General features: G+C 70.5%; 24 protein-coding genes, 2 tRNA genes and 1 riboswitch. Of the genes, 17 read left to right on the forward strand and 9 right to left on the reverse strand.

All coding sequences use genetic code 11. The annotated features are described in order from the left end of the window. From VGR37_11105 to VGR37_11170, 14 genes are all read left to right on the forward strand, one after another. Nucleotides 1-365, forward strand: a 365-nt coding sequence (locus tag VGR37_11105; protein HEV2147941.1) for a hypothetical protein, incomplete at its 5' end; no start/stop codon positions are given. Between the two features lie 99 nt (nucleotides 366-464). Beyond that, on the forward strand, nucleotides 465-2,414 hold the full coding sequence (gene dnaK, locus VGR37_11110; GenBank protein HEV2147942.1) for a molecular chaperone DnaK: 1,950 nt from the start codon (nucleotides 465-467) through the stop codon (nucleotides 2,412-2,414). 170 nt (nucleotides 2,415-2,584) lie between these two features. After that, nucleotides 2,585-4,144, forward strand: coding sequence for a Do family serine endopeptidase (locus VGR37_11115; protein HEV2147943.1), 1,560 nt, complete (start codon nucleotides 2,585-2,587; stop codon nucleotides 4,142-4,144). Nucleotides 4,145-4,830: 686 nt separating this feature from the next. Continuing rightward, nucleotides 4,831-4,912 (forward strand) — tRNA-Leu (locus VGR37_11120). 27 nt (nucleotides 4,913-4,939) lie between these two features. After that, nucleotides 4,940-5,023 (forward strand) — tRNA-OTHER (locus VGR37_11125). 43 nt (nucleotides 5,024-5,066) lie between these two features. Beyond that, entirely contained in the window at nucleotides 5,067-6,359 is a 1,293-nt protein-coding gene (tig, locus tag VGR37_11130; protein HEV2147944.1) for a trigger factor, read from the forward strand. A 40-nt stretch (nucleotides 6,360-6,399) separates the two neighbouring features. Beyond that, complete coding sequence (gene clpP, locus VGR37_11135) at nucleotides 6,400-7,029, forward strand: ATP-dependent Clp endopeptidase proteolytic subunit ClpP (GenBank protein HEV2147945.1); 630 nt, start codon at nucleotides 6,400-6,402, stop codon at nucleotides 7,027-7,029. 336 nt (nucleotides 7,030-7,365) lie between these two features. After that, a complete protein-coding gene (gene clpX / locus VGR37_11140) occupies nucleotides 7,366-8,607 on the forward strand; it encodes an ATP-dependent Clp protease ATP-binding subunit ClpX (GenBank protein HEV2147946.1) in 1,242 nt (413 codons plus the stop codon). 180 nt (nucleotides 8,608-8,787) lie between these two features. Then, the gene (locus VGR37_11145; GenBank protein ID HEV2147947.1) at nucleotides 8,788-9,096 is read left to right on the forward strand and encodes a PqqD family protein; all 309 of its coding nucleotides are present in this window, start codon (nucleotides 8,788-8,790) and stop codon (nucleotides 9,094-9,096) included. After that, nucleotides 9,093-9,482 (forward strand): lasso peptide biosynthesis B2 protein, encoded by a 390-nt coding sequence (locus tag VGR37_11150; GenBank protein HEV2147948.1) that lies wholly within the window; start codon nucleotides 9,093-9,095, stop codon nucleotides 9,480-9,482. Before VGR37_11145 ends, VGR37_11150 begins: the two co-directional genes overlap by 4 nt. Then, nucleotides 9,479-11,332, forward strand: a complete 1,854-nt coding sequence (locus VGR37_11155) for an asparagine synthase-related protein (GenBank protein ID HEV2147949.1) — start codon at nucleotides 9,479-9,481, stop codon at nucleotides 11,330-11,332. Before VGR37_11150 ends, VGR37_11155 begins: the two co-directional genes overlap by 4 nt. A gap of 83 nt (nucleotides 11,333-11,415) precedes the next feature. Next, nucleotides 11,416-11,556: a lasso RiPP family leader peptide-containing protein gene (locus VGR37_11160; GenBank protein HEV2147950.1), complete on the forward strand. Its 141-nt coding sequence runs from the start codon at nucleotides 11,416-11,418 to the stop codon at nucleotides 11,554-11,556. Nucleotides 11,557-11,682: 126 nt separating this feature from the next. Beyond that, nucleotides 11,683-12,360, forward strand: coding sequence for a ribosome biogenesis GTP-binding protein YihA/YsxC (gene yihA / locus VGR37_11165; GenBank protein HEV2147951.1), 678 nt, complete (start codon nucleotides 11,683-11,685; stop codon nucleotides 12,358-12,360). 97 nt (nucleotides 12,361-12,457) lie between these two features. Next, on the forward strand, nucleotides 12,458-12,850 hold the full coding sequence (locus tag VGR37_11170; GenBank protein HEV2147952.1) for a hypothetical protein: 393 nt from the start codon (nucleotides 12,458-12,460) through the stop codon (nucleotides 12,848-12,850). Between the two features lie 367 nt (nucleotides 12,851-13,217). Here the strand turns inward: VGR37_11170 and VGR37_11175 are convergent, their stop codons facing one another. The 5 genes from VGR37_11175 to VGR37_11195 all read right to left on the reverse strand — a co-directional run bounded on the left by VGR37_11175 (nucleotide 13,218) and on the right by VGR37_11195 (nucleotide 18,946). Next, nucleotides 13,218-13,685, reverse strand: coding sequence for a hypothetical protein (locus VGR37_11175; GenBank protein ID HEV2147953.1), 468 nt, complete (start codon nucleotides 13,683-13,685; stop codon nucleotides 13,218-13,220). Between the two features lie 117 nt (nucleotides 13,686-13,802). Continuing rightward, nucleotides 13,803-13,894: riboswitch (cyclic di-GMP riboswitch) on the reverse strand. A gap of 148 nt (nucleotides 13,895-14,042) precedes the next feature. Then, the gene (locus tag VGR37_11180; protein ID HEV2147954.1) at nucleotides 14,043-14,480 is read right to left on the reverse strand and encodes an HD domain-containing protein; all 438 of its coding nucleotides are present in this window, start codon (nucleotides 14,478-14,480) and stop codon (nucleotides 14,043-14,045) included. 6 nt (nucleotides 14,481-14,486) lie between these two features. Then, nucleotides 14,487-14,966, reverse strand: coding sequence for a DUF6174 domain-containing protein (locus tag VGR37_11185; protein ID HEV2147955.1), 480 nt, complete (start codon nucleotides 14,964-14,966; stop codon nucleotides 14,487-14,489). Between the two features lie 96 nt (nucleotides 14,967-15,062). Beyond that, on the reverse strand, nucleotides 15,063-15,554 hold the full coding sequence (locus VGR37_11190) for a DUF6174 domain-containing protein (GenBank protein ID HEV2147956.1): 492 nt from the start codon (nucleotides 15,552-15,554) through the stop codon (nucleotides 15,063-15,065). 38 nt (nucleotides 15,555-15,592) lie between these two features. Next, entirely contained in the window at nucleotides 15,593-18,946 is a 3,354-nt protein-coding gene (locus VGR37_11195) for a DNA methyltransferase (protein HEV2147957.1), read from the reverse strand. A gap of 145 nt (nucleotides 18,947-19,091) precedes the next feature. On the opposite strand from VGR37_11195, the gene VGR37_11200 reads away from it, so the two are divergent. Continuing rightward, the gene (locus VGR37_11200) at nucleotides 19,092-19,562 is read left to right on the forward strand and encodes a hypothetical protein (protein HEV2147958.1); all 471 of its coding nucleotides are present in this window, start codon (nucleotides 19,092-19,094) and stop codon (nucleotides 19,560-19,562) included. Between the two features lie 93 nt (nucleotides 19,563-19,655). Further along, on the forward strand, nucleotides 19,656-20,108 hold the full coding sequence (locus tag VGR37_11205) for a hypothetical protein (GenBank protein HEV2147959.1): 453 nt from the start codon (nucleotides 19,656-19,658) through the stop codon (nucleotides 20,106-20,108). Nucleotides 20,109-20,124: 16 nt separating this feature from the next. On the opposite strand, the gene VGR37_11210 is transcribed toward VGR37_11205, so the two are convergent. Genes VGR37_11210 through gcvT form a run of 3 tightly spaced genes read right to left on the reverse strand, consistent with a single transcriptional unit; the run spans nucleotide 20,125 to nucleotide 23,155 of the window. Beyond that, nucleotides 20,125-20,367: a hypothetical protein gene (locus VGR37_11210; protein ID HEV2147960.1), complete on the reverse strand. Its 243-nt coding sequence runs from the start codon at nucleotides 20,365-20,367 to the stop codon at nucleotides 20,125-20,127. 53 nt (nucleotides 20,368-20,420) lie between these two features. Next, on the reverse strand, nucleotides 20,421-21,989 hold the full coding sequence (locus VGR37_11215; protein ID HEV2147961.1) for a sigma-54 dependent transcriptional regulator: 1,569 nt from the start codon (nucleotides 21,987-21,989) through the stop codon (nucleotides 20,421-20,423). 53 nt (nucleotides 21,990-22,042) lie between these two features. Beyond that, entirely contained in the window at nucleotides 22,043-23,155 is a 1,113-nt protein-coding gene (gene gcvT / locus VGR37_11220) for a glycine cleavage system aminomethyltransferase GcvT (GenBank protein ID HEV2147962.1), read from the reverse strand. A 191-nt stretch (nucleotides 23,156-23,346) separates the two neighbouring features. Between gcvT and VGR37_11225 the strand changes: the two genes are divergently transcribed. Further along, a complete protein-coding gene (locus VGR37_11225; protein HEV2147963.1) occupies nucleotides 23,347-24,264 on the forward strand; it encodes a cation diffusion facilitator family transporter in 918 nt (305 codons plus the stop codon). Between the two features lie 68 nt (nucleotides 24,265-24,332). Here VGR37_11225 and VGR37_11230 read toward each other — a convergent pair. Next, the coding region (locus tag VGR37_11230; protein ID HEV2147964.1) for an integrase core domain-containing protein at nucleotides 24,333-24,562 on the reverse strand (230 nt) is incomplete at its 5' end.

Here is a 24,562-nt window from a genome sequence, read left to right on the forward strand (position 1 = left end):
ATCCCGTGTCGCTCGACGAGCTGGCCGCCGTGCCGGTCGCGGTCGCCCGCGAGCAGCTCTGCGCGCTGCCGGGCGTGGGGCGCAAGACGGCGGCCTGCGTGCTGCTGTTCTCCTTCGGGATGCGCGACGTGCCGGTCGACACCCACGTGTCGCGCGTCGCGACGCGACTCGGCCTCCTGCGACCCGGCGCGCCGTTCGAGGAGCTCCACGACGAGCTGCTGGCGATCACGCCGCGCGGGCAGGAGCTCGAGCTGCACGTCAACCTGCTGCGCCACGGCCGCCGCACCTGTCACGCCCAGCGCCCCGCCTGCGGTGGGTGCGCGCTGCGACGCATGTGCCCCAGCGCGCGTACAACCCGGCCCTGACGGCGGGCCGCAGGAACGCGGCGCAGCCCCTTGTCGATCGACGAAGATCTGCCATACTGGCACTCAGATTTCTTCCGTAGTCGTACGAGAGGGCCAGACATGGGCAAGACCATAGGAATCGACCTCGGCACGACCAATTCGTGCATGGCCGTCCTCGAGGGCGGCGAGCCGACCGTCATCGAGAACGCCGAGGGCGGCCGCACCACCCCGTCGGTGGTCGCCTTCACGCCGTCCGGCGAGCGACTCGTCGGCACCGTGGCGAAGCGCCAGGCGGTCACCAACCCGACGAACACCATCTTCTCCATCAAGCGCTTCATGGGCCGCAAGGAGGCCGAAGTGCGCGAGGAGGAGTCGATCGTCCCCTACAACGTCGTGGCCGGACCGAACGGCGACGCGCGCGTGGAGGCCGACGGCAAGCAGTACAACCCGCCGGAGATCTCGGCGATGATCCTCGGCAAGCTCAAGGCCGACGCCGAGGCCTACCTCGGCGAGTCGGTGGACTCGGCGGTCATCACCGTCCCCGCCTATTTCAACGACGACCAGCGCCAGGCCACCAAGGACGCCGGCCGGGTCGCCGGCCTCGACGTCAAGCGCATCATCAACGAGCCGACGGCGGCCTCGCTGGCCTACGGCCTCGACAAGGAGACCGACCAGACGATCCTCGTCTTCGACCTCGGCGGCGGCACGTTCGACGTGTCGGTGCTCGAGATCGGCGACGGCGTCTTCGAGGTCAAGTCGACCGCCGGCGACAACCACCTCGGCGGCGACAACTTCGACAAGGCGATCGTCGACTGGTTGGCGTCGGAGTTCAAGCGCGACCAGGGCATCGACCTGACGCAGGACAAGATGGCCCTCCAGCGCCTCTACGAGGCCGCCGAGAAGGCCAAGATCGAGCTGTCCAGTGCGCAGGAGACGCAGATCAACCTGCCGTTCATCACGGCTGACCAGTCGGGTCCCAAGCACCTCGACACGCGGCTCACCCGCGCCAAGCTCAACGAGCTGACGTCCGCGCTGCTCGAGCGGGTCGTCCCGCCGGTGCGCCAGGCGCTCGGCGACGCCAAGGACAAGGGCGTCAAGGAGATCGACCACGTCGTGATGGTCGGCGGCATGACGCGCATGCCGGCCGTCCAGGACAAGGTCAAGGAGCTCACCGGCAAGGAGCCGCATCGCGGCGTCAACCCGGACGAGGTCGTCGCCATCGGCGCCGCCATCCAGGCGGGCGTGCTGGCCGGCGACGTCAAGGACGTCCTGCTGCTCGACGTCACCCCGCTCACCCTCGGCATCGAGACCAAGGGCGGCGTGATGACCAAGCTGATCGAGCGCAACACCACCATCCCGACGCGCAAGAGCGAGGTGTTCTCGACCGCCGAGGACAACCAGCCGAGCGTCGAGATCCACGTGCTCCAGGGCGAGCGCGAGATGGCGATGTACAACAAGACCATCGGCAAGTTCCAGCTCACCGGGATCCCGCCGGCACCCCGCGGCGTGCCCCAGGTGGAGGTCACCTTCGACATCGACGCGAACGGCATCCTGCACGTGTCGGCGAAGGACCGCGCCACGGGCAAGGAGCAGAAGATCCGGATCGAGGCCTCCAGCGGGCTGAACGAGAACGAGATCGAGCGGATGGTCAAGGACGCCGAGCAGCACGCCTCCGAGGACAAGGAGCGGCGCGAGGCCATCGAGGCGCGCAACCGGCTGGACGCCCTGGTCTACGAGGTGGAGAAGAACACCAAGGAGTGGGGCGACAAGCTGGCCGGCGACGCCAGGGACCGGCTGGAGGCGTCCACGGAGCGCGCGCGCAAGGCGCTGAAGCAGGACGACCTGGCCGAGGTTCGCGCCGCGTCGGAGGAGCTGTCGCAGGCGTACAGCGCCGCGGGGGCCCAGATGTACCAGGCGCAGCAGGGCGCCGGGGCGGGCGCCGACGCCGGGTTCACCGGCGGAGCCACCGCGGGCGCCGGGTTCGAGGAAGACGCCACCTCCCGCGCCCAGCCCGGTGAGGAGGAGGTGGTGGAGGCGGACTACGAGATCGTCGAGGACGAGAAGAAGTAGCTGCTCACGTCCCGCGGTCCCGCCGCGCACTCGCCGGCCCCGCCTCTCCAGAGAGGCGGGGCCGGCGATTTGCAGGGCCTTGCGCCGGGCCCGCCGTGGAACCCTGGAGCCATCCCTCAGTACCAGCTTCGGGCCCCGTTCGACCGACCCTCACCCAGAGCAGGCCGACCATGTTCGATCCCGTACGCGCCAAAGCCAAGCTGGTCGCCTTCACCGGTGCCGCCTTCGCGGGCGGCGTCCTCCTCGCTTCCGGAATGGGCTGGACCACCGGCTCCCAGGCGGCGACGCTGTTCCAGACCGCGCCCACCCCGCCGAAGGCGGCCGTGCAGCCGGTGGCCGAGCTCAACCAGGCGTTCATCACCATCGCCGAGTCGGTGACGCCGGGGGTGGTCAGCATCGAGGCGGAGCGCCCGGGGCGCTCGGGGGGTCGGCAGGTTCCGCCGGAGCTGCGGGAGATGTTCCCCTTCTTCGACGTCCCGGAGGGTGGCGGGCAGCCCGCGCCGCAGGAGACCGGCGGGTCCGGGTTCATCATCTCCGCCGACGGCTACATCATGACCAACAACCACGTCGTGGAGCGGGCGACCAAGATCGACGTGGTGCTTCAGGACAATCGGCGCCTGCAGGCGCGCCTAGTGGGGGCGGACCCCCTCACCGACGTCGCCATCATCAAGGTGGAGGGAACCGGCTTCCCTGCCACCCGCATGGGGCGGTCCGAGAACGCGCGCATCGGGGAGTGGGTGCTGGCGATCGGCAACCCGCTGAGCCTGGGGACCACGGTGACCTCCGGGATCATCAGCGCCAAGGGGCGCAGCCTGAACATCATCGGCCAGAACGCCCGGGCCAACAGCCAGTGGGCCATTGAGGACTTCATCCAGACCGACGCGGCCATCAACCCCGGCAACTCCGGCGGGCCGCTGGTGAACCTCCGCGGCGAGGTGATCGGGGTGAACTCCGTGATCGCGTCGCGCACCGGCTACTACCAGGGGTACGGATTCGCCATCCCCATCGACCTGGCGCGCCGCATCGGCGACGACCTGATCCGCTACGGGCGGGTGCGCCGCGCGGTGCTGGGCGTCAGCGTGCGCGAGGTGAACCCGGAGGACGCGGAGACGTACCGCCTGCCGCGCATCACGGGGGTGCTGGTGCAGGACTTCGAGGCGGACAGCCCCGCCCGCCGTGCCGGGCTCCGGCCGGGCGACGTGATCGTGGGGGTGAACGGCCTGCCGGTGGCGGGCGTGGGCGAGCTGCAGCGGCGGGTCACGGGGTACCGCCCGGGCGAGACGGTCACCCTGGACGTGATCCGGGGCGGCCAGGAGCGCGACATCCGCGTGGAGCTGACGGAGGCGCCGCTCTCGCAGGACACCACCGCCACCGCCGCGCGGACGCCGGCCCGCGGCGGGCGCGCCCCGGCCGAGGAGGGGCCGGCGGCGACCGCCGCTCCCAAGCTGGGGATCCAGGTGGCGCCGCTCACCCCGGAGCTCGCGCGCCAGTTCGAGTACGAGCGGCCGGGGGGCGTGGTGATCACGCAGTCGGACCGCGCCGGCGTCCTGGGGCGCCGGGGGATCCGCCCTGGGTGGAAGATCGTCTCGATCGACGGGCAGGAGGTGACCGAGCCGCGGGCCTTCCAGCGGGCGGTGGCGGCCAAGGGCGCGGGCGAGATCGTCTCGCTGGTGCTTGAGAGCCCGCGGGGCCAGCGCCAGATCCTGAACGTGCGCCTGCCCCGCGAGTGAGGCGGCCGCCCAGACGGGCGCGGCGTCGGCTTTGACGAGGACGGCAGCGGCCCCGCTTCGCGGCGGGGCCGCTGGCTTTGCAGGTACGGGCCCCTCCCGCTGGTGGATCCCTCGTGGGCCGTTGTCATGGAGCCCCAATTCCCTCCCCCAAACGCTGCACCCATATGGCCCGCATCCGCCGCACCGACATCCTGGAGCGACGCGCCGAAATTGAGGCGTGGATTGCGGAGCACGTCCCCAAAGCGCGCATGTGCGCGGCCCTCGACTGCCGCCCCGCCACCCTGGAGGGGGTGCTCCGGGCCCTGGGGCTGTCCTACACGGGCAACCGGGGCGGGAGGAGGCAGACCACGGGCAGAGCCAAACCTGCTGCGATATACCTGCATTACGGCTCCGGCATCACGAGCCACAAACTCAAACTGAAAATCCTCCGGGACGGGATCAAGCCCCGTCGGTGCGAGGGGTGCGAGCTGGAGGAATGGCGGGGGGAGCCCATCCCGCTGGAACTGCACCACGTGGACGGAGACCGCCGGAACAACACCCTGCCAAACCTCCGGCTCCTGTGCCCCAACTGCCACGCTCTCCAACCCGGCAACAGCGGTGCGGCGGCGGGGCGGACCCCGCGCCCGGCTCCGGGGTTGTATGCTCTCTCCGCTGGGCCTAGATTGGTGCCCCCGGTGGCAGGCGCGGCCCGCGTGGCGGAACCGGTAGACGCGCAGCACTTAGGATGCTGTCCCGACAGGGGTGGGGGTTCGAGTCCCTCCGCGGGCACTGTGTCACCGGATTCCTCCGTGAAGGGCGAAAGGGCGCGCCACGCCTCTTAGACCACCAGATCGAGGATCTGGTGGCATTGCCGTGGGGGTTCGAGTCCCCCCTTTCGCACCTTTGCTTTCAGAAACGCACCCGCTTCCCGAACGATATCCGGATGTCCCCTGCCACCTCCGAGCTGAAGATCGAGATCCAGGAGCCCAGGTCCTGGAGCCGCCGCGTGTCCGTCACCGTGCCGCCGGAGCGCGTGCAGCGCACCCGCCGCGCCGTGACCGACCAGATCGCGCGCAACATCCGCCTCCCCGGCTTCCGGAAGGGGCACATCCCGCAGCGGATCCTGGAGAAGCAGTTCGGCGCCAGCATCGAGCAGGAGACGATGGAGCGCGTGATCCAGGAGACCTACCGCGAGGTGCTGGAGCAGGGAGACCTGCGCCCCATCTCGCAGGGGACGATCGACAACGTCCACTACCACGACGACAACCAGGAGCTCCACTACGAGGTGGAGTTCGAGGTGCAGCCCGAGGTCACGCTCGCGCGCCTCAGCGGCTTCACCGCGCAGCGCCCCTCGGACGAGGTGGGCGAGGACGAGGTGGACTCGGTGCTGGAGCGGCTCCGCGACGAGCGCGGCGTCTGGCAGCCGCGCGCCGAGGGGGAGAAGCCGGACTGGGCCGACCAGGTGCTGGTGGAGCTCACCCCCCGCGCCGACGAGGGCTCCGAGGAGGAGCCGGAGACGAACACGTACAAGTTCGTCCTGGGCGAGGGGCAGGCGATCCCGGAGATCGAGCAGGCGATCATGACGCTCGCCCCGGGCGAGGAGGGCGACTTCACCGTCCACTTCCCGGAGGACTTCGCGGACGAGGCGCAGGCCGGCAAGGAGCAGAACCTGCACATCAAGCTGGTGTCGGTGCAGCACAAGGAGGTACCCGAGCTGGACGACGAATTCGCGCGCTCGCTGGGCGACTTCGAGGACCTGACGGCGCTCCGCGCCCGGGTCATGGAGGACCTGCGCGAGGAGGCCACCCGCCGGGCCGAGGCCGAGGTGCGCGGCCAGCTGGTGGGGCAGGTCCTGGAGGCGAACCCCTTCGAGGTCCCCGACTCCATGGTGGAGCGCTACCTGGACTACATGACCGGCCAGTCCGCGGAGGACCGGAGCAAGCTCACCGACGAGCAGCAGGAACAGATTTCGCAGTGGCGCCAGTCGCTCCGCCCGCAGGCCGAGGAGGGGATGAAGCGGGTCATGGTGGTCGAGCGGATCGCCGCGGACCAGGGGCTCACGGCCACGCAGGACGAGATCGACGCGCGAGTGGAGGAGCTGGCCGAGAAGCACGGCCAGACGCCCGCCCAGGTCTGGCTCCAGCTCGAGAAGACGGGGCAGCTCCAGGCGCTGGAGAGCGAGATCACCGAGGAGAAGGTGTTCGACTACCTGAAGTCGCAGAACACCGTATCGTAAGCAGGCCGGTCTTTTCATTCTGGAACGGGAACCAAGCCCAATGCCCATCTACGCTCCGTACGTGATCGAGAGGTCCAGCCGGGGGGAGAGGTCGTACGATATCTTCTCGCGGCTGCTGATGGACCGGATCGTCTTCCTGGGGACTCCGATCGACGACAATGTCGCGAACGTGATCATCGCCCAGCTCCTCTTCCTCCAGGCCGACAACCCGGAGAAGGACGTCTTCCTGTACATCAACTCACCGGGCGGGTCGGTGTACGCGGGGATGGCGATCTACGACACGATGAAGTTCATGAGCTGCGACGTGCAGACGATCTGCATGGGGCTGGCGGCGAGCATGGGCTCGTTCCTCCTGGCGGCCGGGACCAAGGGGAAGCGCTCGGCGCTCCCCAACTCGCGGATCATGCTCCACCAGCCCTCGGGCGGGAGCCAGGGGACCGCGGCGGACATCGAGATCCAGGCCCGCGAGATCCTCTTCGTCCGCGAGCGGATGAACCAGATCTACTCCGACAACACCGGGCAGCCGGTGGAGAAGATCCAGGAGGACCTGGACCGGGACCGCTTCATGTCCCCGGACGAGGCGCAGGACTACGGCCTCATCGACCACGTCATCACCAAGCGTGGCGAGGTGGTCGAAGTCAAGCACGAGGTCCCCGAGACCGGGCGGTAGCCACACCGGCCCGGCGGGCGGCGGCAGAGAGACCTCCTACAGGGCGCCGTCCCGTAGGAGGTCTCGCCCGTTTCCGGGGAGGAGTGGACGTGGCACGGGGCGTGCGGGCGGCGTACCCGGCGGTGCGCGGCCGGGCTCCCGCTCCCGTGCCTGCGGCGTTGACCCTGTCGGCCCGGGGGTCTATCTTGTGTACCGAGATTTCTCGTGCCCTCCGGACGGCCGGAAGATGGACGCTCGCGTCCGCCCGGCCGGTGGCCGAGACTGGTAGCCAGCTCATGCGATCTTCCCGTCCCCGCAGGGGTGGGTCCGCGCCATTCGCCCAGTAGCCTGCCCTTTATGCCCAGCGACAAGCACCTCCGCTGCTCCTTCTGCGGAAAGTCCAAGGACTCGGTGAAGCGGTTCATCTCCGGGCCCTCGGTCTACATCTGCAACGAGTGCATCTCGCTGTGCAACGAGATCCTCGCGGAGGAGGAGACCAAGGAGGCGGCGAGCACGGCGACGCCGGTCCCCTCGCCCCGGGAGATCAACACCATCCTGGACCAGTACGTGGTGGGCCAGGAGGAGGCGAAGAAGTCGCTCGCGGTGGCGGTGTACAACCACTACAAGCGGGTGAACCACCAGGGGGTGATGGACGAGGTGGAGCTGGACAAGTCCAACATCCTCCTGATCGGCTCCACCGGGGTGGGGAAGACGCTGCTGGCGCAGACGCTGGCGCGGGTGCTGCACGTCCCCTTCACCATCGTGGACGCCACCACGCTCACGGAGGCGGGGTACGTGGGCGAGGACGTGGAGAACATCCTGGTGCGCCTCCTCCAGGCCGCGGACTTCAACGTGGCGGAGTGCGAGCGGGGGATCATCTACATCGACGAGATCGACAAGATCGCCCGCAAGAGCGAGAACCCCTCCATCACGCGCGACGTGTCCGGCGAGGGGGTTCAGCAGGCGCTCCTGAAGATCCTGGAGGGGACCACCGCGTCGGTGCCGCCGCAGGGCGGGCGGAAGCACCCGCAGCAGGAGTACATCCAGATCAACACGCGCCACATCCTCTTCATCTGCGGCGGCGCGTTCGACGGGCTGGAGAAGATCATCGAGGGGCGTACGGGGAAGCGGCAGATCGGCTTCTCGGCCACCGGCGAGGGGACGAGCACGGACGGGGAGAACCCGTTCAGCCAGGTGGAGCCGGAGGACCTGCTCCGCTTCGGGCTGATCCCGGAGCTGGTGGGGCGCCTCCCCGTCATGGTGACGCTGGACAACCTGGACGAGGGCGCGCTGGTCAAGATCCTCACCGAGCCCAAGAACGCGCTGGTGAAGCAGTACCAGAAGATGTTCGGGATGGACGGGGTGGGGATCACCTTCGACCCGGGCGCGGTGCGCGCGATCGCCCACCAGGCCATCGAGCGCGGCACGGGCGCCCGCGGGCTTCGCGCGGTGATCGAGAAGCTGATGCGCGACGTGATGTTCGACATCCCCTCGCGCGAGGACGTCCGCGAGGTGGTGATCACGCCGGAGTGCGTCACCGACGGGGTGCCGCCGCTGCTGATCCTCGCCGCCGAGCCGAAGCGGAAAAAGGAAGCCTGACCGGCGACTCCCACGGCTCCAACCGGCTCCAGACCCTCTCCCGGATGCGGGAGGGGGTCTTTTTCTGGCGGTCCCGGCGGCAGACCCCCCACTCGCCACGCTTGACACGAATCACCGCGGGTCCCATACTGCTTCGCGTACACATACAATCCGCCTAACTGCGCAGCGGGAGGATCCGAGATGCTCGGCTTGTTCAGGAAGGACCGGGCCGACGCGGCCCCCGCCGGCGCACCGTTCCGGCGCTCCGACCGCGTCGTCTTCACAGGCGAGGGCGGCCGGACCGTGCTTCTCGACCCGGTGCGGGGCGGGTACTTCGGGCTGGACGAGGTGGGGACCCGGATCTGGGAGCTCCTCCCGGAGCACCCCACGGCCGCGAGGCTGGCGGACCGCCTTTACGACGAGTACGACGCTCCCCGGGAGCGGCTGGAGGCCGACGCCGCGGCGCTCCTGGGGGAGCTCGCCGGGCTCGGGCTCGTGGTTCGGGGATGAGCGGCCCGTCCGTAGCGCGCTGCGCGATTCTCCTGCTGGCCGTCCGCGCCCACCTGAAGCTGCGCGGCTTCGGTCCCTCCGTAGCGGCGGCCCGGCGGCTCGGCGCCCGCCTCACAGGCGCCGGGCTCGCTGCGGAGGAGGTCGAGCGCGCCTCGTACCGGGTGGCGGTGGCCGCCGCGTTCTTCCCCGGCCGCGCGGTGTGCCTGGAGCAGTCGCTGGCGCTCTACATCCTCCTCCGGCGGCGCGGCGTCCCCGCCGAGCTGCGGCTGGGCGTGCAGGTGTACCCCTTCCACGCCCACGCCTGGGTGGAGCTGCACGGAGAACCCGTGAACGAGCACCCGGAGACGGTAGCGAGGTTCCGCGCCCTCCCCGAGGTCCCGGCGTGAACGGCTTCTTCTGCATCCTGGCGGAGGGGGAGGCCCCCGCCCCCCGGGTGGAGCGCGACCGCCTTACGGCGCGGCTCCGCGCCCCCGGAAGCCGCTCCACGGCGCTGGAGGAGGGCCCTTTCGCCGCGGGCGCGAGCACGGAGCCGGCCGCCCTCCGCCCTCTCCTGGCGCGGCGCGGACCGCTGGCCGGCGCCGGAAACGTCCGCCTGGACAACCGGGCGGAGGTGGCGGCGTGGTCTGGGGAGCGGCTGGAGGGAGCGTCCGACCTGGAGGTGGTGCTGGCGGCGGTGGGAGCGCGCGGCGCGGGGTGCCTGGACGGGATCCTGGGCGACTTCGCTCTGGCCGTGTGGGACCCCCGCTCGCGCACCCTGACTGCGGCCCGCGACCCTTTCGGGGTGAAGGGGCTCTGGACGGCCCGCCGGGGCGGCGCAGTCCTCCTCTCCTCCCGCCTGGACGCGCTGGCGCGCGAGGGGGAGTACGACGAGGAGTGGGTGGCGGACTTCCTGGTGGGGGGGAGCGCCCCCCCGGAGCGCACCGTCTGGGCGGGGGTGGAGGCCGTGCCACCGGGGGGGGTGCTGACCTGGCACGACGGCATCCTCTCGCGGCGCCGCTTCTGGTCGGCGGCCGACTTCGCGCCGGCGGAGGTCATGGACGAGGGCGCGGCCGTGGAGCGGTTCCGTGAGCTGTTCGAGGAGGCGGTGCGCGTCCGGACGGAGGGCGGCCTCCCGGTGTGGGCGCAACTCTCGGGGGGGCTGGACTCCTCCTCCGTGGTGTGCGTGGCGCAGGAGTTGGCGCAGGCGGGACGCGGGCCGGCCATCGCCGGGACGGTGACGGTGGTGGAGACGATGGGCGACGGCGACGAGCGGAGGTACTCGGACGCGGTGGTGCGCCGCTGGGGAGTCCGCAACGAGCTGCTGCTCAATCCGTGGGCGTGGCAGGACGACGGGGCGCCCCCGGAGCCCACGGACGAGCCCCGCTCGCACTACCCGTACTGGGCGCGGGACCGGGCGCTGGCGGCCCTGGTGCGCGATGCCGGCGGGCGCGTGCTGCTCAGCGGACAGGGCGCGGACCACTACCTGGCGGGGAGCTGGAAGTTCATCACCGACCTTCTGGCCGCCGGCCGGGTACCGACTGCGCTCGGCGAGCTCACCCGCTTCTCCGTGGCGGTACGACAGTCGTTCTGGATGGGGTTGTGGCGCCACGGGATCCACCCCTTCCTTCCCATCTGGATGAAGGTGCACTGGGCACGCCCGCAGGAAGAGCTCCCCGGTTGGCTCGAACCGGGGTTCATCCGCAGACTGGGCGTGGCGGAGCGGCTCCCCCTCGTGCGCTCCCTGGCGGCGCCCCGCCGGGGAAGCTTCTTCGCGCATGAGATGGCCTCGGAGTTGGCGAGGCTCGCAGGCTTCCTGGAACGGGGGCCGTTCGAGGACGGGCTCGAAGTGCGCTACCCCTTCCTGCACCGCCCGCTGGTGGAGCACTCGCTTCGCCTCCCCCCGCCGCTCCGCATCCGCCCCGGCATCGGGAAGCACGTGCTGCGCGAAGCCATGCGGGGAACGCTCCCCGAGGAGGTGCGCATGCGGCGCGGGAAGGGATGGATCGACGCCCGCCTCCTCTGGGCCCTGAACCGGGAGCGGGTGCGCCTGGACGAGCTGCTGCGTGACTCGGAGATCGCTCGGCGCGGGTGGGTGCGCGCGGACGCCCTCCGCGCGGCCACCGAAGCGGCGCGGCAGGGGGAGGTGCGGAACCTAACGTTTCTCCTCTGCTCCCTCTCGCTGGAGACCTGGCTGGCGGTGCGCTCCGGGCGCTGGGCGGCACTTCCTCCCGGTCCGGAATCGGCTTCGGCAGCTTGACGACGTTGCTGGACGTGGAGAAGGGCCGGCAGACACCCGACCGGCGGCACCCCGCCACCACCACCTGAACGAGGAGACGGCACATGGACAAGAACACCACCACACAGAAGAAGGCGTACGCTCCCCCGAAGGTCACCCGGCACGGGGAGGTCGTGGAGAAGACGCTGGGGATCTCCTATGGCTACGGCGAGACGTGGAACCCAGGCGCCAAGCACGTGGACTGAGCAGGATGCGGTACGCTCGCTAGCAGTGCCGGCCCTTCTCCACGGGCGCGAGCCCCCGGCGCACGCTGGGGGCTCGCTCACATCCGCCCGGTTGCGGCCCCTTCCGCCGGAGTTATCTTCCGTCCCATGAAGATCAAATCGGTAGATTTCGCCGGGGCCATCGGGCAGATCGGGCAGGCGCAGCCGGAGCCGGCGCGGGGCATGCCGCAGGTGGCGTTCTCCGGGCGCTCAAACGTGGGGAAGTCGTCGCTCATCAACCGGCTGCTGGGGCGGACGCGCACGGCCATCGCGCGGGTGTCGGCGCAGCCGGGGAAGACGCAGGAGATCAACTTCTACCACGTGCGCGCGGACCTGGGGGACTTCTACCTGGTGGACCTCCCGGGGTACGGGTATGCCAAGGTGCCGCAGGAGCTGCGGAAGAAGTGGCAGCCGCTGATCCACGGCTTCCTCTCCAGCTCGGAGGAGCTGCGCGGGGTGGTGCAGCTCGTGGACATCCGCACCGGCCCCACCCCGGACGACCTGCGCTCGGTGGACTACCTGGCGGAGATCGGCGCGCCGACGCTGTTCGCGCTCACCAAGGCGGACAAGCTGGCCAAGGGGAAGCGGGAGGCGGCGCTCCGCAAGACGGTGGAGCGCCTGGGCGTGGACGAGGACCAGGTGGTGCTCTTCTCCGCGCTCTCCGGCGAGGGGCGCGAGGAGCTGCTGGAGACGCTGGGCGCCCTGCTCTTCCCTGCCCTGGAAGCCGACGGGGCGGAGGAAGCCGACGGGGCCGAGGAGGACGCGGGAGCGGAAGGGGAGCCGTAGAGCCGCGCGCCGGGGCCCTCCTGGCACGGTAGGTGCGCGCCCCTCCTGTCCCGGGCGCCGCGCGGTGCCCACGAACCCGTTCGGCAGGAGGTGCCCGATGCGGCTCCGCAGCTTCGTCCTCGCACTCGCGATCGCGCTCGCCACCGCGGTGGGCGCCTGCGCCCCGGCCACCGGCGCGGCCGGCTCAGGCAGGGCCTCGGGCGCGGACCCGGAGAACCAGGTCCGGGTGGAGGTGAGGAACACGATCGCGCCACCCACCTCGCTCACCGTGTACGCGCTGGAATCGCCGGGGTCCACCCGCAGGCTGCTGGGGAGCGTGAACCCCGGCGGCACCGCGACCTTCTCCTTCCGGCCGCCGACCGGGGCGGGCAACTTCCGGTTCATGGGGCGCACCACCGGGGGGCAGGAGCTGTACTCGACCCCGGTGACGGTCGGGCTGGGACAGGCGGTGGTGTGGGACGTCCAGACCAACGCGGTGGTGGTGCGGTAAACGCCCCGGCCCCTCAACGGCGAAGCCCCTCCCCCGCAGCGCGGGGAGGGGCTTTTTCGTCGGGTGCTCCCCGCGTCAGGGATAGCTGCAGGTGAAGACCAGACAGCCGGGAAGGGTGAGCACGGCGGCCAGGGCCAGCCAGCGCAGCGCTTGTCTCGCGTTCATCGGGGGATCCTCCGGGTCCGGGTCGGGGCATGGTGCACGGGTGCCCCGCGGCGAGCAAGGAGCGGGCCGGGTGTCCTGGGCTACCCCGGGAATGGGGGCGGGCGGGAGTACGCGGGATTCGTCGACCCGCCGGAATCCCCCCGGGTGAACACGGCGGGCCCTCCCCGGGGGGAGGACCCGCCGTCTGGATTCACTGCCGGCCCTACTGCACGAAGATGATGAGGTCGCCGCTCAGGACGTCGATTGCAACGACCTGGCCGATGTCGACGTTGACGTCGATGTCGTTGTTGTTAAGGAAGTCCTGCAGGGTGATGTCGTTCCGGCTCAGGACCTCGATGATGGCGTTCCTCAGAACGTCGATCTGCACGTTGTTGTTGTTCAGGACGTTGTTGAGGATCCTCACCTGCTGAACGGTCAGGTTGAGGGTGTTGATGTCCACGACCCTGACGTCCACGTCCTGGATGTCGATGTTGTTGAGAGCGATGATCTGGGCGTTGATGTTGTTCAGCGCCGCGATCAGGCCGCCGAAGGCCCCCTGGGTTGCCGTCTGTCGCTGGAAGCTGGCCTCGCTCTCGGGAGCGACGAGCCCTGCACTCTGTTCGCTGCAGCCGGCGGCGGCGAACATGCCCAGGCTGAGAACGGCGGCGGGGATGAGGGTTCTGGCTCGCATGGGTACCTCCTGTACAACGTTTCGCCGGCTGAGCCGGCACGGTTGCGGTCCCGCGGAATTGCGGGATCGCCCTCCGACCACAAAAAAACGCCGCCAGCACCGACGTACGTCGGTTATGCTGGCGGCTCGGCCGGCATGGCGGCCGGGTCGGCCGCGTTAGCCCCGTAGCTCTGCGCCCCCGCCTTTCGGCGGGTTTGCTCTGAGCAGCATGTCATTACCGCACAGCCTGTTACGGCGCCGTGCGGGGGAAACTGCTGTTCGCAAGAAGCGTGCTACAAAGGCCGGACGCGGCGGGAAAAGCGCGGCAGGGGACGACCGGGGCTCGCGGCCCAGGCGTAAGCGAGGGGCGGGTGGGGGCTACGCGCTCTCCAGGTCGCCCACGAGGGAGCGCCAGGCCCGATGATAGCGGGTCAGCCGCTCGGTGTCGTCGTCCGTGACGGTGCCGGTCCGGCGGACGTCCATGTTGTCCTCCAGGTCGGCGATCTTCACGCGGCGGGCCACGGGGTGGGCGGCGGCGCGGCGCACGAACTCGTCGTAGTCCTCGCCCTCGCGCCGGGTGAGGTGGTCCACGGCCGTCACGACGTCCTCGGGGAAGCCCTCGGCACGGAGGTCGTCCAGCGTCCAGTCGGTGTCCTCCACCACGTCGTGCAGCACGGCGACGATCTTCTCGGCGTCGGTCTCCACGCGGAACATCATCCGCAGGGGGTGCAGAATGTACGGCGCGCCGGCTCTGTCTTTCTGGCCCCGGTGCGCCTCGACGGCGAGGGCGATGGCGTCTTCCAGGCTCGCTGTCATGCTCTCCTACTGGATGATCTCGAAGTCGGCGACGGTGAAGCCCCCTTCGTCGTCGACCATTTGCCGGTCGTAGTCGACGGAGTAGCTGAGGGGATGGCCCCGGCGCCGGTCGTAGCTGGCGTGAAAGCGGTACGGATTCTCGGCGAGCGTGGCCTCGATCACCGCGAAGAGGTCCTCCACCGTGTCGTACGCGTCGAAGAACTCCCGCCGGATGGGACGGGCGTCGAACAGTGCCTCGACGGAGACCGTGCGGCCGCCGCGGACCTCGACGCGGGCCGGGGCGACGGACTCCGGCATGCACTCCCCGCACGCCTTGATGATGGTGTACCGGTAGTCACTGATTCCCTGGCGCTCCCACCGCGCGCGAGCCGCGCGGAGCTCGGCCCGGCCCTGGCCGGGGTCGAACGGACCGCCGGAGCACGCCTGGAGGGCCAGGATGACAAGGGCGAGCAGCGGGAGCCTGTTCTTCGCGGGGATCCGGTTCATCGTCGTCGCCTCTGCCGGGGTACGTGGCCGGGTGGACGGGCTGCATCGGTTCGACGACGGCCGGGGGGCGCCGGTCACCACCGGCGCCCGGTGCCCTTACCGCAGCGGCTCGAAGCGCTCCACCTGGAACCCGTGCTCGTCGCCCTCGACGTCGCGCCGGGGGTCCACGAAGAGGTACACGGGGTAGCCCCACTCGGGGTCGTATTCGGCCACCAGCTTGTCGGGCCCCTGCTCCATCGCGGCCTGGACGAAGTCGAAGAGCTCCCAGAAGTTGTCCAGGCTGTCGACGACTTGGGTGCGGATGGGCCGCATGGGGTCCAGCGCGGTGACGGAGGCCGTCTTCCCGTCGCGCACCTCCACGAGGGCGGGGTTGGTGACCTCGGGCTCGCAGCGGCAGCTCCTCTGGATGGTGTACCTGTAGTCGCCGACGCGACGGCTCTCCCACAGCTCCCGGTTAGCGTAGAGGTCCTCCTTCGTCGACAGGGATGGCCCGACGGGAGCCAGCTCGTGGGCGCACGCCTGGAGCACGAGGACGGCACCGGCGATTCCGGCAAGCGCCCACCTACGGTTCGGTCGGGTCTGGCTCATTCGGTCCTCCTCGTTGGGGGTGGTGTTCCGCGGGCGGCCTACAGTGGCTCGGCGACGGCCGAGAAACGGCCCGGTTCATTCTGGCGCACCTCGCCCACGAGCACCAGCGTCTCGAGGTGGCGGCGCACCAGCTCCACCGGGGCGCGGGCGAACGCGGCGGCGGCCTCCTCCGCGGTGGCGGGCTCGCCGGAGACGACGGCCTTCACCGCGGCGATCTGCTCCACGGCGCTGGCGGGCCAGGGGCGCCTGCCGTCCGCCGCGGGGGCGGCCCTTCCCTTCGCGGCGGGAAGCGCCAGCTCCGGCGCTGGTGCCTCGGCCTCGCCCTTGCCGAAGCGCGGGACCTGGTACTCCGGGCGCAGCCAGCGGACGCGGCCCTGCTTCTCCTCCTCCACACGCTCGTCGTGCAGACGGACGAGGCGCTCCAGGATCTCGTCGCGCTCCATGGGCCAGGGCCAGCCGTACGCCTCCGCCACCAGCGCGTCCAGCGCGTCGTGCAGGTCGCGCAGCACACCGCAGGCGGCGATCTCGTGGACTTCGCGCTCCTTCGCGGTGAGGGCCTCGCCGCTCCGCAGCTTTTCCACCACGTTGTACATCCCCGTCATCGTCACCCGCTCGTCGCGGGCCAGCGCGTCCTTGCGGTGCTGGTCCAGCGCTTCGGCCATCAGCGCGATCCGCTCGCGCAGGTGCTTCGGAGGGTCGGGGAACGGAAACGCGTCAAAGGTCGCGGACTTAACGTAGACCGGATCGTTTCCTACTCCGAGGCGACCACCAGAGGCAAGGGCCCAGCCCGTGTGAATGCCGGCCGATAGGACGCCTAGAAAATAGGCGTCATCGAACGCGATGCAGACTAGCTTGTTGTCTGGAGCAACCGCTTGATCTAGAAAGACAAAGAATCGATGCTTTGCCGTCTCTGGAGTGACGATATAGCGAGACAGCCCGTCCACAGCCATTCTCAGCTGCGTGTTTGTCCTGCCGAAACGCCACCAGTACGCGCGACGACTCAGGTCGTTGTTCGAATCGCGTTCTGGCTTGACCCGATCACGGAGAATATCAAACAGAAGCGGGTATTGGCGTGCCTCCCCCTCTTCGCGTGTCGCGAAATCCATTACATACACACCTCGCGGACGCTGAGCCAAGTCCTTCCCGTTCAGGTACGGCCGAATGATCTCACGGTTCTGCTGAGCAACTGAAAGCAATCGCTCGGCCTCGCTGGCCTGTAAGATGAAGCCGGCACCATGCAACTTAAACCCCGTCGCTGACAAGCCGCTGTTAGCGAGGAGCGGGCGTCCTGCGGCAGCGGTTACATCAATGTGAGCGGAGAGATCAGGATTGAGGCGCTGCGACGCTACTTCACGCACAACTTTCCCCGCGTAATCGACTTCGACGAGCGAGGCGGACGTGATCGGCTCCTTTTCAAGAACGATCATAGCGACGCGAACATCCGCACTCCCGGCTTCGTCAACCCAGGGATGGTTGGGGATCGCCCACACAACTCCAGCCCCTTCTACCGCAGCCTGTGCGATTGCCTGCCGGTTCTGTTTCTGTGTGATAGCCTTTGTAGTGATTAGGCCAGCCCGCATTGTCTCGCCCGAGGCAACCACTTTAGCTGCGCGGTAGAACCAGTAGGTCACGTAGTCGGCAGCATCTGGAAGGTCATGGTAGATTAAGCGCAGAGCATCAACATAGCCATCCCCGAACGCCTCGCGCTGCCAAGTCTGTCCCATGTACGGCGGGTTCCCGATGATGAAATCCGCCTCGGGCCACTCCGCCTGCCGCGCCCCGCGATACTCATAGTACGGAAGCCGCGCCTCCGGATCGGGCACCAGCTTGCCCGTCACCGGATGCTTTATCCGCGGCGTCGGATCGAGGCGCGACTTCTCCGGCACCTCCACGATCTCGTCCCACGCGAGCACGGCGTCGCGCTGCTCCAGCGTCCCCGTGTCCCTCAATACCGGCTCGGGCGGGTTGGTGCCCTGGTGGTGCTCCGTCCAGAACTGGTGATAGCCGATCCACAGCGTCAGCTCCGCGATCTCCCGCGCCCACGGCTTGATCTCGATCCCGTGGAACTGCCACGGTCCCACCTCCTCCACGCCCAGCTCCGCCCCCTCCGCCTTCTCCAGGATCCCGATCTCCGCCTGGTGGACGAGCTTCCACAGCTCGCGCAGCACCTCCAGCTCGATCCGCTTCACGGCGTGCAGCGTCACGTACAGGAAGTTGCCGCTCCCGCAGGCCGGGTCGAGGAAGCGCAGGGACTTGAGCCAGGAGTGGAACTCCCGCAGCCGCTTCTCCGCCGTCGCCCGGTCCTTCTTCTTCCCGGATTCGAGGAGCTGGATGACCTCCGCCTGCACCGGCTCCCAGCGTTCGCGGACGGGCACCTCCACGGTCTGCCGGACCACGCGCTCCACGTAGCCGCGCGGCGTGTACTCGGCCCCCAGCCGGTGGCGCTCCTTCGGGTCGAGCGCGCGGGTGAGGAGCGTGCCGAAGATGGTGGGCTCCACCTGCCGCCAGTCCGCCTTTGCCGCCTCGTACAGCACCGCCAGGTCCGCCCGGGTCAGCGGCAGCGTAGAGGCGTCCTTGAAGAAGTGCCCGTTGAACCGGAGCAGCTTCTTGAGCCCGAAGCGGCGCCCCTCGTCCATGGCCCGCCACAGCTCCTCCATGGTGGCGGCGAACTCCGCCGGGTCCTCGCGGTACTCGGCGAGCGCCGTCTGGAACGGCTTCCCGGCGAGCAGCTCCACGTCCTCCGCGAACATGGTGAAGACGCAGCGCATGAGGAACCGGGCGACCGCCTCCGGGTCGTGCCCCCGGTCCTCCAGGGACGCAGAAAGCTCCGCCAGCCGGGCGGCCACCTCGCGCGTGACCGCCGCCGCGCGCCCGCGCGGGTCCAGCGAGCCGGGGCTCTCCCACAGCGCGCGGAGGAGCTCGATCTCGTCCGGGCGATCGGCGAGGGTGCGGAGGTCGATGCGCCGCGCCAGGTTGAACCCCCCGTAGGTGCCGGACCAGCGGTCCCACACCAGCAGCGTCCGCCCCACGTCCAGCACCAGGAGGTACGGAGGAGGGGCGTGCGGCAGGTCCACGGTGTAGTGCTTCGCCTGCGCGTAGGCCTTCCGGAGGGCCGTCTCCCCCGCCCCGTCGCCGCCGGGGTCCTTCCCCTCCAGGACGAAGTGGTCCACCCGGTACAGGTCCACGAAGTGGGTGGACTGCTTCCCCGTCTTCCGGTCGGTGGTCGGGATCGGGTACTCGAACTCGTAGCCCGAGCCGCGAGGCTGCGGCTGGCCGACGCCGAGCGCGTCCGTGAGGTCGAGGAGGTAGGACTGCAGGTTGGCCCGCTCACCCGCCGGGACGTTCGCCCACTTGTCGGCGAGGGCGCGCAGCTTTGCGCTCTGTGAATGCACGGGACCGGAGGGACGGTTGAAGGAAACACCTGGCCCGGGAAGGGTAATGTCAACGTCGCACCCGCGCAAACGAGCCCGGCCCGGCGGTCCGGGAACGCACCTTGCCGCGAGCCTCCCGGGAAACACCCTGATCCGGAGCCGACCCATGCGCCTGCTCACCGTCCTGCTGATCCTGGCCCTCGCCGGGTGCACCGCGACCGCGAACCCGGCCCCGGGCGACGGCTCCGGGAGCCAGACCCCCGCCGACACCGTGCGCGTGGAAGTGGCCGCGCGGCAGATCGAGCCGGCGGCGCCCGAGCAGCCCGGCCCACCCGCGCCCACCGGCGTGAGCGCCCGGGGCGAGGCGGGGCGGATCGTGGTGGCCGGGAGGATGGAGACGCCGGACCCGTGCCGCCGGATAACGGGGACGGCCGAGCGCAGCGGCAGCGAGGTCACGGTGCGGCTGGAGGCGCGCCGTGTGGGGGAGATGTGCACGGACGTGATCGCCGCCTTCGCGTACGACGCCACCGTGCAGGGGCTCCCCGCGGGGACGTACCGGCTGCGGGTGGTGCACGCCTATCCCGGGACGGGGTGGGAGACGCAGACCGTGCTGGAGGAGAGCGTCCGGGTGCGGTGAGGCGGGAGGGGCGTGACCGGCGCCCCGCGCGGATCGTCCTCCGGGTGCTGCATGCCCGGGATCGAACCCTCTCCCCGTCGCGCCGGCGCCTCCGTGACCCGATTCGTGGCCGCGCTCCTCCTGCTGGGGATCGCCGCCTGCACCGACCTGGCGCTCCCCGTGCCTCACCTGGCGCGGCTGGACTTCGACGCGCGCAGCACGTCGGGCGAGGGCCGGCCGGCCGCCCTCACGTCCGCGTCGTCTTCGTCGCCCGAGGTACAGGTGCAGGGCGGAGCGAAGCGCATCGTCGTCCGCGGCCGGATCCGCACCCCGAACCCATGCCAGAACGTGAGCGCCGTGCTCGTGCCGCTCGGCCGCGACCTGCGGCTGGACGTGACCGCGCGCCGCACGGGCGACGGGTGCCCCGACGTGATCGGGACCTTCACGTACCAGGCCGTGGTGGACGGGCTCCCCGCGGGTCGCTACCGCGTCCGCGTGCGGCACCTGTGCCCCGGCACGGGGTGGGAGACCCGAACCGTGCTGGACCACCCGGTGTGGGTGCGCTGACGGGAGGGAGGGACGCTCAGCTGGTGCCGGCGAGCCCCGGCTCCGTCCACCCGGGCCGCCCCCGCAGCGCCGCGGCGAGCGGGGAGTCCGCCGCGTGCACCATCACCACCGTCATGTCCGCCTTGGTGACGTACATGTACTTGTGGAGGCCGGCGTCCACGTCGGGCCCGTGCTCGCGCTTCAGCTCCGCGAGCAGCCGATCGACCTCGGGGCGGGAGTCGCCGCGGTGGGTGAAGACGTGGTGCTCGGGTGCGGACATGGCGGAGGTGGCGAGGTTCGTCTCAGGCCGGGGGCCGGCCGCGGGCGCGGCGGCTACGCCTCGATGCCGTACTCCTTGATCTTTCGATAAAGCGTCCGCTCGCCGATGTCCAGCATCTCCGCGGCCTTCCGGCGGTTGCCGGTGGCTTCGCGGAGGGCGGCGGAGATCGCCTCGCGCTCCAGGTCCTGCATCGTCATCCCGGGGCGGAAGACCACGCTTCCGCGCTCCGGCGCCGGCTCGGCCTCGATGGCCGGGGCGGGGCCGCCAGCCAGCTCGGCGAAGGGGATCACGGCCGGCTGCAGGGGGGCCGGGAGGCGGAAGGGATCCGGGTGGCGCTCCCGGTACACCTCGAATTCGCGGCGCAGGTCGTCGATGTCCAGCTTGAGGTCGTACAGGGTGCGGAAGATGAACTCCAGCTCCCTGGGTGCCCCGTCGCCGTTCGTCTCCACGCGGTGCGGGCGCGCCTCCACCAGCGGCACCAGCGCGCCCCCCCGGCGGCCGCCGTGGCGCACCTCGGGCGGGATGTCCTCCGGGCGGATCACCCGGCCCGGGGCCAGGATCACCATGGACTCCACCATGTTGCGCAGCTCGCGCACGTTCCCCTGCCATTCGTACTCGACCAGCAGCCGCAGCGCCTCCGGGTCGATCCCCAGGAAGGGGCGGTCGTGCGTGGCGCTGAAGTGGCGGATGAAGCGCTCGATCAGGCGCGGGATGTCCGCGCGGCGCTCCCGGAGGGGCGGGAGCTCGATCCGCAGCACGTTCAGGCGGTGGTAGAGGTCGCGGCGGAAGCCGCCCGTCCCCACCTCCTGGCGGAGGTCGCGGTTGGTGGCCGCCACCACCCGCACGTCCACCCGCAGCTCCTCCTCGCCGCCCACCCGCCGGAACTCCCGCTCCTCCAGCACGCGCAGGAGCTTGGTCTGCGTGGTGAGCGGCATCTCCCCGATCTCGTCCAGGAAGATGGTGCCGCCGTTCGCCAACTCGAAGAGCCCCTTGCGGAGCGAGGCCGCCCCCGTGAAGGCGCCCTTCTCGTGCCCGAACAGCTCCGACTCCAGCAGCGTCTCGGGGAGGGCGGCGACGTTCACGCCGATGAAGGGGCGGTGGCGGCGCCGGGAGAGCGCGTGGATCCCCCGGGCAACCAGCTCCTTCCCCGTGCCGCTCTCCCCCTGGATCAGCACGGTGGCGTCGGTGGGGGCGATCTGGACGACGCGCTCCAGCACCTCCTCCATGGCCTCCGTCTCGCCGACGATCCCGGTGATCTCGCGGAGCTGCTCGCGCTGCACCAGCCGCCGGGAAACGAGCACCACCTCGTCCACGTCCACCGGCTTGGAGAAGCACTCGGAGATCCCCAGCTCGCGGCAGGCGTCGCGGTTCAGCGGCTCCGTGTCCTCCACGAGCCCGATCACGGGGATCCGTCCCCGCTCCCGCGCCTGCGCGACGAGCGAGCGGGCGCGGCGCTCCCGCAGCCCCCCGGTGACCACCAGGAGCACCGGCTCGCCCGGGACGTCGGCGAGCCCCTCGCCGGAGGTGAGCAGCTCCACGTGGAGGCCCAGCTCCTCGTAGGCGGCGCGGAGCCGCACCGCGGGCTCCAGGTCTTCGGTGGTGACGACGACGGTCTCTGACACTCTCCCCCTGTCCTTCCGACGGTCTGTTCTAACGGATACGGCCTGGCCGGCGCTCAGGAGTGGACGCTCCCGCCCTTGTGGAACGGCGGGCGCACGACCTCGGCCGGGACGGCGCGGTCGCGGATCACGATCCCGATCTCCGTCCCCGGCTTCGCCGCCTCCGCCGGCACGTACGCCATCCCGATCCCGTAGCCGAGCGTGGGGCTGAGCACACCGCTGGTGACCTCGCCCGCCCGCTCTCCGTTCACGCTCACCGGGTAGCCGTGGCGCGGGAAGCCGCGCTCCTTGAGGACGAAGCCCACCAGCCGCCGCCGGACCCCCGCCTCCTTCTGCCGCTGGAGCGCCTCGCGCCCCACGAAGGGGCCCTTGTCCAGCTTCACCACCCACCCCAGCCCGGCCTCCAGCGGCGTGGTCCCCTCGTCCAGGTCGCTGCCGTAGAGCGCGTACCCCATCTCCAGCCGGAGCGAGTCGCGGCAGCCGAGCCCTGCCGGGAGGACCCCCTCCCCCGCGCCGGCGTCCAGGATCCGCCGCCAGACCGCCGGCGCGTCCGCCGCGTCCACGTACAGCTCGAAGCCGTCCTCGCCCGTGTACCCCGTGCGTGAGATGGTGGCGGGCACCCCGTCCACCGTCCCCTCCATGAAGCGGTAGTAGCGGATGGCATCCAGGTCGGCGTCGGTCAGCTTCGTCAGGATCTGCTGCGCCTTCGGCCCCTGGAGGGCGAGGAGGGCGATGTCATCGGTGCGGTCCGCGAGCTCCACCCCGAACTCCGCGGCGAAGCGGGAGACCCAGGCCCAGTCCTTGTCCCGGTTGGCGCCGTTGACCACCAGCATGTAGTGGCCCGGGTAGCGGTAGACGAGCAGGTCGTCCAGCAGCTTCCCGTCGTCGTTCAGGAGAGTGGAGTACTGCGCCTGCCCCACCTCCAGCTTCGAGGCGTCGTTGGTGGAGACGTGCTGCACGAAGTCCAGCGCCCGCTCGCCGCGTACCACGAACTCGCCCATGTGGGACACGTCGAAGAGCCCCGCCGCCTGCCGCACGGCGTTGTGCTCGGCGGTGATCCCGGAGGGGTACTGCACGGGCATCTCGTACCCGGCGAAGGGGACCATCTTCGCGTCGAGGGCGAGGTGCTCCCCGTGCAGGGGGGTGCGCTGCAGCGTGGCGTCGGCCATTCGTGGGGCTCGGTTCGGTGTCGGTTGCGGTCGCGCCGGACGGGGCCGGCTCGGATGGAAAAGGTAACGCGCCTGCCGGAATGGCACTAGAGAGGGACGGCAGGGGAGGCACCACCGCGCACCTCGCACTTTCGCGCTTTCGCACTCCCGCACTACCTTCCCCCCACCGCCACCCGACCCGGAATGCACCGTTGCCGCAGCAGTCGCTGAAGCGCTATGCGCTGATCTCCATCGCCGCCGCACTGGCGACCATCGGCCTGAAGGGGGGCGCGTACGTGCTCACCGGGTCGGTGGGCCTGCTGTCGGACGCGCTGGAGTCGCTGGTGAACCTGGTGGCGGCCGTCGTGGCGCTCATCGCGCTTTCGGTGGCGGCCCGGCCGGCGGACGAGGAGCACGCGTACGGGCACACCAAGGCGGAGTACTTCTCCAGCGGCTTCGAGGGGGCGCTGGTGGTGGTCGCCGCCGCCAGCATCCTCGCGACGGCGGTGCCGCGGCTCCTCGACCCGCGCCCCATCGAGGAGGTTGGGGTGGGGCTCGCCATCTCCGCGGCGGCATCGGTGATCAACCTGGCCGTGGCGCGGGTGCTCTTCACGGCGGGGCGGCGCTACCACTCCATCACGCTGGAGGCGGACGCGCAACACCTGATGACGGACGTGTGGACCTCGGTGGGGGTGATCCTGGGGGTGGGGGCCGCCGCCGCGACGGGGTGGAACGTGCTGGACCCGCTGATCGCCATCGCGGTGGCGCTGAACGTGGTGCGGGCCGGTGTCGAACTGCTGCGGCGTTCGATGCTGGGGCTGCTGGACACCGCGCTCCCGGAGGGGGAGCGCCGCAGCATCGGCGCCGTGCTGGCGGCGCACACGGAAGACGGGGTGCAGTTCCACGCGCTGCGGACGCGGCAGGCCGGCGCGCGCCGCTTCGTCTCGCTGCACGTGCTCGTCCCCGGCGAGTGGACGGTGCAACGAGGCCACGACTACCTGGAGGACCTGGAGGAGGAGATCCGCGGTGTCGTCCCCAACAGCACCGTCTTCACCCACCTGGAGCCCATCGAGGACCCGCTCTCCTGGGAGGACGAGCCGCTGGAGCGGCGGAGGGGGGAGAGTGGGTGAGTGCGAGGTGGCCCTCACCCGGCGGCCTGAGAGCCGCCATGAGTAGCCCCCGCTGGCGGTACCAGTGGTTATGGGAGTGCTGGTTGTAAAACGTTCTTCATCTTCCCCTCAGCAGGGGGAGTCGGCGAAGGCCGGAGCGCCGCAGGCGCAGAGGCCACGTTGGCCGGCTCCCACTGCGCCGCAAAGCGCGCCGGAGTCTTGTAGCCGAGCGCGCTGTGCGGTCGCACATGGTTGTACTCCAGACGGTAGTGCTCCGCCAGCACCTCTGCCTCCTCGCGCCCGCGGAAGATCTGCTGAC

This window comes from Longimicrobiaceae bacterium, from assembly GCA_035936415.1.
Taxonomy (GTDB): domain Bacteria; phylum Gemmatimonadota; class Gemmatimonadetes; order Longimicrobiales; family Longimicrobiaceae; genus JAFAYN01.